Annotated in this window: 5 protein-coding genes; all 5 read right to left on the bottom strand. The window is 71.2% G+C overall.

The window, feature by feature from the left end:
• Position 1 precedes the first annotated feature (1 nt).
• Positions 2-2,020 carry a transcription termination factor Rho gene (gene rho, locus RIN80_RS25140; protein ID WP_309097930.1) on the bottom strand — a complete coding sequence of 673 codons (2,019 nt, stop codon included), beginning with the start codon at positions 2,018-2,020 and terminating at the stop codon, positions 2-4.
• A 411-nt stretch (positions 2,021-2,431) separates the two neighbouring features.
• A complete protein-coding gene (gene thrB, locus RIN80_RS25135; protein ID WP_309097929.1) occupies positions 2,432-3,361 on the bottom strand; it encodes a homoserine kinase in 930 nt (309 codons plus the stop codon).
• Positions 3,362-3,722: 361 nt separating this feature from the next.
• A complete protein-coding gene (gene thrC, locus RIN80_RS25130) occupies positions 3,723-4,781 on the bottom strand; it encodes a threonine synthase (RefSeq protein ID WP_309097928.1) in 1,059 nt (352 codons plus the stop codon).
• A 6-nt stretch (positions 4,782-4,787) separates the two neighbouring features.
• Positions 4,788-6,080 (bottom strand): homoserine dehydrogenase, encoded by a 1,293-nt coding sequence (locus RIN80_RS25125; protein WP_309097927.1) that lies wholly within the window; start codon positions 6,078-6,080, stop codon positions 4,788-4,790.
• A gap of 169 nt (positions 6,081-6,249) precedes the next feature.
• Positions 6,250-7,575, bottom strand: a 1,326-nt coding sequence (gene lysA, locus RIN80_RS25120; protein WP_309097926.1) for a diaminopimelate decarboxylase, incomplete at its 5' end; no start/stop codon positions are given.

Below are 7,575 nucleotides of genomic sequence, written 5' to 3'. Positions count from 1 at the left end.
CTCAGTCGCCGTTGCCCGGCGTCGGCGTCGTCTTCTGGATCTGCATCAGGAACTCGGCGTTCGACTTCGTCTGCTTCATCTTGTCGAGGAGCAGCTCGACCGCCTGCTGCTGGTCGAGGGCGTGCAGCACCCGGCGCAGCTTCCAGACGATGGCCAGCTCGTCGTTGGCGAGCAGGATCTCCTCCTTGCGGGTACCGGACGCGTCGACGTCCACCGCCGGGAAGATCCGCTTGTCGGCGAGCTTCCGGTCGAGCTTGAGCTCGGCGTTGCCCGTGCCCTTGAACTCCTCGAAGATCACCTCGTCCATGCGGGACCCGGTGTCCACCAGGGCGGTGGCGAGGATGGTCAGCGAGCCGCCGTCCTCGATGTTGCGGGCCGCACCGAAGAACCGCTTCGGCGGGTACAGGGCGGTCGAGTCGACACCACCGGACAGGATGCGGCCGGAGGCCGGGGCGGCGAGGTTGTACGCACGGCCCAGACGCGTGATGGAGTCGAGCAGCACGACCACGTCGTGACCCAGCTCGACCAGACGCTTGGCGCGCTCGATGGCCAGTTCGGCGACCGTGGTGTGGTCCTCGGCCGGACGGTCGAAGGTCGAGGAGATGACCTCGCCCTTCACCGACCGCTGCATGTCGGTGACCTCTTCCGGGCGCTCGTCGACGAGGACGACCATCAGGTGGCACTCGGGGTTGTTGTGCGTGATCGCGTTGGCGATCGCCTGCATGATCATGGTCTTGCCGGTCTTCGGCGGGGCCACGATCAGACCGCGCTGGCCCTTACCGATCGGCGACACGAGGTCGATGATGCGGGTGGTGAGCACGCCCGGGTCCGTCTCCAGACGGAGGCGGTCCTGCGGGTACAGCGGGGTGAGCTTGTTGAACTCCGGGCGGCCGCGGCCGTGTTCGGGCGCCATGCCGTTGACGGAGTCCAGGCGCACCAGCGCGTTGAACTTCTCGCGCCGCTCGCCTTCCTTGGGCTGGCGGACCGCACCGGTGATGTGGTCGCCCTTGCGCAGACCGTTCTTGCGGACCTGGGCGAGGGAGACGTACACGTCGTTGGGGCCGGGCAGGTAGCCGGAGGTCCGGATGAACGCGTAGTTGTCGAGGATGTCCAGGATGCCCGCGACGGGGATCAGGACGTCGTCCTCGTTGATCTGCGGCTCGGTGGTCATCTCGTCGCGGCCGCGACGGCCCCGGCGGTCGCGGTAACGGCCGCGACGGCCGCGCCGGCCGCCCTCGAAGTCGTCGTCGTCCTGCTGCTGCCCACGGTCCTGACGGCCGCCGCCCTGCTGGTTCTGCTGCTGGCCGCGGTCCTGGCGGCCGCCGCCCTGCTGGTCGTCGCCCTTGCCGCCGCGGCGGTCGCGGTCACGCCCGCGGTCCCGGTCGCGGTCACGGCGGTCGCGGCGACGGCCCTCGCCGCCGTCGGCGTCGGACCTGGCGTCGTTGTTCTGCGACTGCTGCTGGGCCGGCGTCTCGGCCCTGGCCTCGTTCTTCGCCTCGGCGGCGACCGTCTCGGGCGCGGAAGCGGGGGATCCGGCATCGGCGGTGGCGCGGCGACGGCGGCGCTCGGAGGGAGCGTCGTCGGAGGCCGGCTGGCCGGGGATCTCGATCTGCTGCTGGGCGGTGGCCTTCTCGGCCTTCTCCGCGGGGGCCTCGGGTGCCTCCTTCGCGTCCGCCTTCTTCTCGGCCTTCTCACCGTTGTCGCCCGTACGGGTCCGCGAGGTGGCGCGGCGCTTGGGCTTGGTCTCGGCGGGGGCGTCGGCCTTCGGGGCCGGAGCGGCGCCGCCGGACGCCTGCGCCTCCTTGATGACCTCGATCAGCTGGCTCTTGCGCATGCGCGCGGTGCCCCTGATGCCGAGGCCGGATGCGACCTGCTGCAGCTCGGCCAGCACCATGCCCTCGAGGCCGGTACCGCGGCGCCGCCGGGAGCCGGCACCGGTGGCAGGCGCGGAAGCGTCCGTGGCGGGCGCGGCAGCGGTCTCCTCGACACGTGCGCCCATCAGATCGGTGGTGTCGCTCACGAAGGGTCCTTCCCTGGAGCGGACGTCGGCCTGTCTGGCTCGGCGACCGGTTGTGCTGTCCGGCTTCGGTCCTTGCTGTGCGAACCGTGCCGGGGCGGTGGTCCGCCTGAACGGCGGAAGGAATATCTGGTGATGGCGCGCCCCTTGGCCGTGGCACCCAGTGTCTGTGTCACGCGGCGTGGTCGCACCGGTTCCGAAGCGTGCCCGGCGGGCCGCTCAGTGTCCGTGTCGGCCGTACTGACCACGTACGACATCCACTGCACAATGCGGCTTGGGGGGCTCCCGGAAGAATGTCTGTCCCGGACGGGGACACGAGGCACCTCGCCATGGTGGGGTCGGGTGCAGACTTGAGGTTAACACTACCGGATCCAACAAACATTCCCCCTCTCGAAATCCGGCAACCGCGCGCCTTCAGATGTCACCGGCGGTCGCCAGCGGCAGCACGCTCGCGCCGTGTGCGTCCAGGTTCAGCCGGTTGGCGGCCCAGTCCGCCCCCGCCAGCGCCTCGACCTTGTCGGCGGTGCCCGCGTCGGCCAGCGCCATGACCGTGGGTCCGGCACCGGAGATGACCGCGGGGATGCCGTCGCCGCGCAGCCGCTCCACCAGTGCCGCGCTCTCCGGCATGGCCGGGGCCCGGTAGTCCTGGTGCAGACGGTCCTCGGTGGCGGGCAGCAGCAACTCGGGGCGCCGGGTCAGGGCCTCGACGAGCAGGGCGGCCCGGCCCGCGTTGGCGGCGGCGTCGACGTGGGGGACGGTGCGCGGGAGCAGGCCGCGCGCCGTCTCGGTGAGGACCGGCTTTCCGGGCACGAAAACCACCGGAACGACGGAATCGGCCGGGTCCATCCTGATCGCGCGGGCGGCGCCGCCCTCCATCCAGGACAGGGTGAAGCCGCCCAGCAGACACGCGGCGACGTTGTCGGGGTGACCCTCGATCTCCGTGGCGAGTTCGAGCAGCGCCGTGTCGTCGAGCTTGGCCTCGGCGCCTATGGTCACGGCGCGGGCGGCGACGATCCCGGCGCAGATGGCGGCCGAGGAGGAGCCCAGGCCCCGGCCGTGCGGGATGCGGTTGGCGCAGACGATCTCCAGGCCGCGGGGCTGCCCGCCCAGCAGGTCGAAGGCGGTGCGCAGGGACCGCACGAGAAGGTGCTGCTCGTCGCGCGGGAGCGTCTCGCTGCCCTCACCCGCGATGTCGATGTGCAGCCCGGAGTCGGCCACCCGGACGACCACGTCGTCGTACAGCCCCAGCGCGAGGCCGAGGGCGTCGAAGCCCGGGCCGAGGTTGGCGCTGGTGGCGGGGACGCGCACCCGGACGGCGGCGGCGCGGAACGCTGGACCGGCCATCGCTCGATGACTCTCCTTGAGCTGCGTGATTGTCGAATGACGGTCGATGGACATTCGATGACGTACGAGAACCCGGGGGGCCGCTGCCGACCGGTGGGGCCGGCCGCTGTCCCGGCCGCACAGACGGCGCGGCACCGCGCTCCATGCGGAGGCATATGCGGCGGGCGGGTTCAGTACAGCCTATCGAAGGAAGGTTCTGTGGCGACATAGGGCGCACAGGAGGCGCACGATGCGTGTCGTAAGCCCCCTGTGCACCCGCCGTAGGGAATCTCCCCGTCCCGGCGCCGTCTTACGCCGGGACCTGTCGGACGTGACACCGGCGCTCGGTGCGTCGGCGCACGTCAGGCCGGTTCGAGCGCCGTCAGGCGAGACCCAGGCGCTCCGCCGCGGCCGCCGCGTCGACGGGCACGGTGACCGGCTGCGGGGCACCGGCGACGGCCCAGTCGGGGTCCTTCAGTCCGTTGCCGGTGACGGTGCAGACGATGCGCTGCCCCGGGTCGACCTTGCCCTGCTCGGCGGCCTTCAGCAGACCGGCGACGGACGCGGCGGACGCCGGCTCGACGAAGACGCCCTCCTGCGAGGCCAACAGCCGGTAGGCGCGCAGGATCTCACGGTCCGTCACCTCGTCGATGAAGCCGCCCGACTCGTCCCGCGCGGCGAGCGCGTACTGCCACGAGGCCGGGTTGCCGATGCGGATCGCGGTGGCGATGGTCGAGGGGTCCTTGACGACCTCGCCGCGTACGATGGGCGCGGAACCGGAGGCCTGGAATCCCCACATGCGCGGGGTCCTCGTGGCGACGCCGTCGGCGGCGTACTCCGTGTAGCCCTTCCAATAGGCCGTGATGTTGCCCGCGTTGCCGACCGGCAGGACGTGGATGTCGGGCGCGTCGCCGAGCATGTCCACGATCTCGAAGGCGGCCGTCTTCTGACCCTCGATGCGCACCGGATTGACCGAGTTGACCAGCGCCACCGGGTAGTTGTCGCTCAGGCCGCGCGCGAGCGTGAGGCAGTCGTCGAAGTTGCCGTCGACCTGGAGGATCTTCGCGCCGTGGACGAGGGCCTGGCCCATCTTGCCGAGCGCGATCTTGCCCTGCGGCACGAGCACGGCGCAGACCATCCCGGCCCGTACGGCGTAGGCCGCCGCGGAGGCCGAGGTGTTGCCGGTGGAGGCGCAGATGACGGCCTGCGCGCCCTCCTCCTTGGCCCGCGTGATGGCCATGGTCATGCCGCGGTCCTTGAAGGAACCGGTCGGGTTGGCGCCCTCCACCTTGAGGTGGACCTCGCAGCCCGTGCGCTCGGAGAGCACCTGCGCGGGCACGAGGGGCGTGCCGCCCTCACGGAGCGTCACGACCGGCGTGGTGTCGGATACCGGCAGCCGGTCCCGGTACTCCTCGATGATTCCGCGCCACTGGTGGGTCATTGCTCGTTACTCTCCTTCAACCCGCATGATGCTGGCGACACCACGCACGGTGTCGAGCTTGCGCAACGCCTCGACGGTCCCGGTGAGGGCGGCGTCGGACGCGCGGTGCGTGACGACGACGAGGGACGCCTCGCCGTCCTTCCCCTGCTGGCGAACCGTATCGATCGAGACGCCGTGCTCGGCGAAGACGGTCGCGACCTGGGCGAGAACACCCGGTTTGTCAGCCACGTCGAGGCTGATGTGGTAGCGCGTGACGACGTCACCCATCGGGGACACGGGGAGGGCGGCGTACGCGGACTCGCCCGGTCCGGTAGCGCCGCCGATGCGGTTGCGGCAGACGGCGACGAGGTCGCCGAGCACGGCGGAGGCCGTGGGGGAACCGCCCGCTCCGGGGCCGTAGAACATGAGCTGCCCGGCGGCGTCGGACTCGACGAACACGGCGTTGTAGGCGCCGCGCACGGAGGCCAGCGGGTGGCTCAGCGGGATCATCGCCGGGTGGACGCGCGCGGTGACCGACGCCCCGTCCGCGGCCCGCTCGCAGATGGCGAGCAGCTTGATCGTGCAGCCCATCTCCTTCGCGGAGGCGAAGTCGGCGGCGGTCACCTCGGTCATGCCCTCGCGGTAGACGTCGTCGAGGCGTACGCGCGTGTGGAAGGCGATGCCGGCGAGGATGGCGGCCTTGGCGGCGGCGTCGAATCCCTCGACGTCGGCGGTCGGGTCGGCCTCGGCGTAGCCCAGGGCGGTGGCCTCGTCGAGGGCCTCCTGGTACCCGGCGCCCGTGGAGTCCATCTTGTCGAGGATGAAGTTGGTGGTGCCGTTGACGATGCCCATCACCCGGTTGATCTTGTCCCCGGCGAGGGACTCGCGCAGCGGCCGGATCAGCGGGATGGCACCGGCGACGGCGGCCTCGTAGTAGAGGTCCTTGCCGTGCTCCCCGGCGGCGGCGTGCAGCGCGGCGCCGTCCTGGGCGAGCAGCGCCTTGTTGGCGGAGACGACGGAGGCGCCGTGCTCGAAGGCGGTGGTGATGAGGGAGCGGGCCGGCTCGATGCCGCCGATCACCTCCACCACCACGTCGATGTCGCCGCGTTTGACGAGGGCGGTGGCGTCCGTGGTGATGAGCGCGGGGTCGATGCCCTCGCGTACGCGGTCGGGCCGGCGGACGGCGACACCGGCCAGCTCCACCGGGGCCCCGATCCGGGCCGTGAGGTCGTCGGCGTGCGTCGTCATGATGCGCGCCACCTCTGAGCCGACCACACCACAGCCCAGCAGCGCCACCTTCAGCGGACGCGTACGCATCATCCGACCTCGTTTCCTCTTTACCGTCTACGGTGCAACCAGTCTCACCCACCGAACGGGACTTTCTGCCCTCGGTCCGGATCGTGAGACGTCTATTTCATTTTCACGGGGGTGGAAGACAGGAGATCTTCCACCCCGCTGTCCTGCGGCTTGCGCGGGGCTGCCGTGGGGATCAGCCGACGTCCAGGCGCAGCAGGTCCTCCTCCGTCTCGCGGCGGACGATCACCCGGGCCTCGCCGTCGCGCACGGCGACCACGGGCGGCCGCAGCACGTGGTTGTAGTTGCTGGCCATGGACCGGCAGTAGGCACCCGTCGCGGGCACGGCGACCAGGTCACCCGGTGCCAGGTCGGCCGGCAGGAACGCGTCCCGGACCACGATGTCCCCGCTCTCGCAGTGCTTGCCGACGACCCGGGCGAGCATCGGCTCGGCGTCGGAGGTGCGGGAGACCAGGGCGACGCTGTACTCGGCGTCGTACAGCGCGGTGCGGATGTTGTCCGACATGCCGCCGTCCACGGAGACGTACGTGCGCAGCCCGTCGAGCGGCTTGATCGTGCCGACCTCGTAGAGCGTGAAGGCGGTCGGCCCGACGATGGCCCGCCCCGGCTCGACGGAGATGCGCGGCGTGCGCAGCTTGGCGGCCTCGCACTCCCGGGTGACGATCTCGGTGAGCGCCTTGGCGATCTCGTGCGGCTCGCGCGGGTCGTCGTCGCTGGTGTACGCGATACCGAGCCCGCCACCGAGGTCGATCTCGGGCAGCTCGACACCGTGCTCGTCGCGGATGTCCTTGAGCAGCCCGACCACCCGGTGGGCGGCGACCTCGAAGCCGGACATGTCGAAGATCTGCGAGCCGATGTGGCTGTGGATGCCGACGAGTTCCAGCCCGTCGAGCTGCAGCGCCCGCCGTACGGCCTCGGCGGCCTGCCCGCCGGCCAGCGGGATGCCGAACTTCTGGTCCTCGTGGGCCGTGGCGATGAACTCGTGCGTGTGCGCCTCGACGCCGACGGTGATCCGGATGAGCACCTTCTGCCGACGGCCCAGACCCTGCGCGATGTGGGCGACGCGGACGATCTCCTGGAAGGAGTCGAGCACGATGTGGCCCACGCCGGCCTCGACGGCGCGGGTGATCTCGTCGACGGACTTGTTGTTGCCGTGGAAGGCGATGCGCTCGGCGGGCATGCCGGCGGAGAGCGCGGTGGCCAGCTCGCCGCCGGAGCAGACGTCGACGTTCAGCCCCTCCTCGTGCAGCCAGCGCACGACGGCCCGGGACAGGAACGCCTTGCCGGCGTAGAACACGTCGGCGCCGGTCCCGAAGGCAGTGCGCCACGCGCGGGCCCTGGCCCGGAAGTCCGCCTCGTCGAGGACGTACGCCGGGGTGCCGATCTCCTCGGCGAGCCGGGTGACGGGAATCCCGCCGACGGTCACGACGCCGTCCTCGTCACGCGTGACGGTCTCGGCCCACACCTTGGGGTCGAGCGCGTTGAGGTCGGCGGGCGGGGC

Origin of the sequence: Streptomyces sp. (assembly GCF_031181705.1) — a bacterium.
Taxonomy (GTDB): domain Bacteria; phylum Actinomycetota; class Actinomycetes; order Streptomycetales; family Streptomycetaceae; genus Streptomyces.
Note: the sequence above shows the minus strand (reverse complement) of the source record. Positions and strands in the feature narration are given on the sequence as shown.

Excerpts from the sequence above, each read along its gene's own strand:
- thrB (WP_309097929.1), bottom strand. The coding sequence starts at position 3,361 with ATGGCCGGTCCAGCGTTCCGCGCCGCCGCCGTCCGGGTGCGCGTCCCC.
- thrC (WP_309097928.1), bottom strand. The coding sequence starts at position 4,781 with ATGACCCACCAGTGGCGCGGAATCATCGAGGAGTACCGGGACCGGCTG.
- RIN80_RS25125 (WP_309097927.1), bottom strand. The coding sequence starts at position 6,080 with ATGATGCGTACGCGTCCGCTGAAGGTGGCGCTGCTGGGCTGTGGTGTG.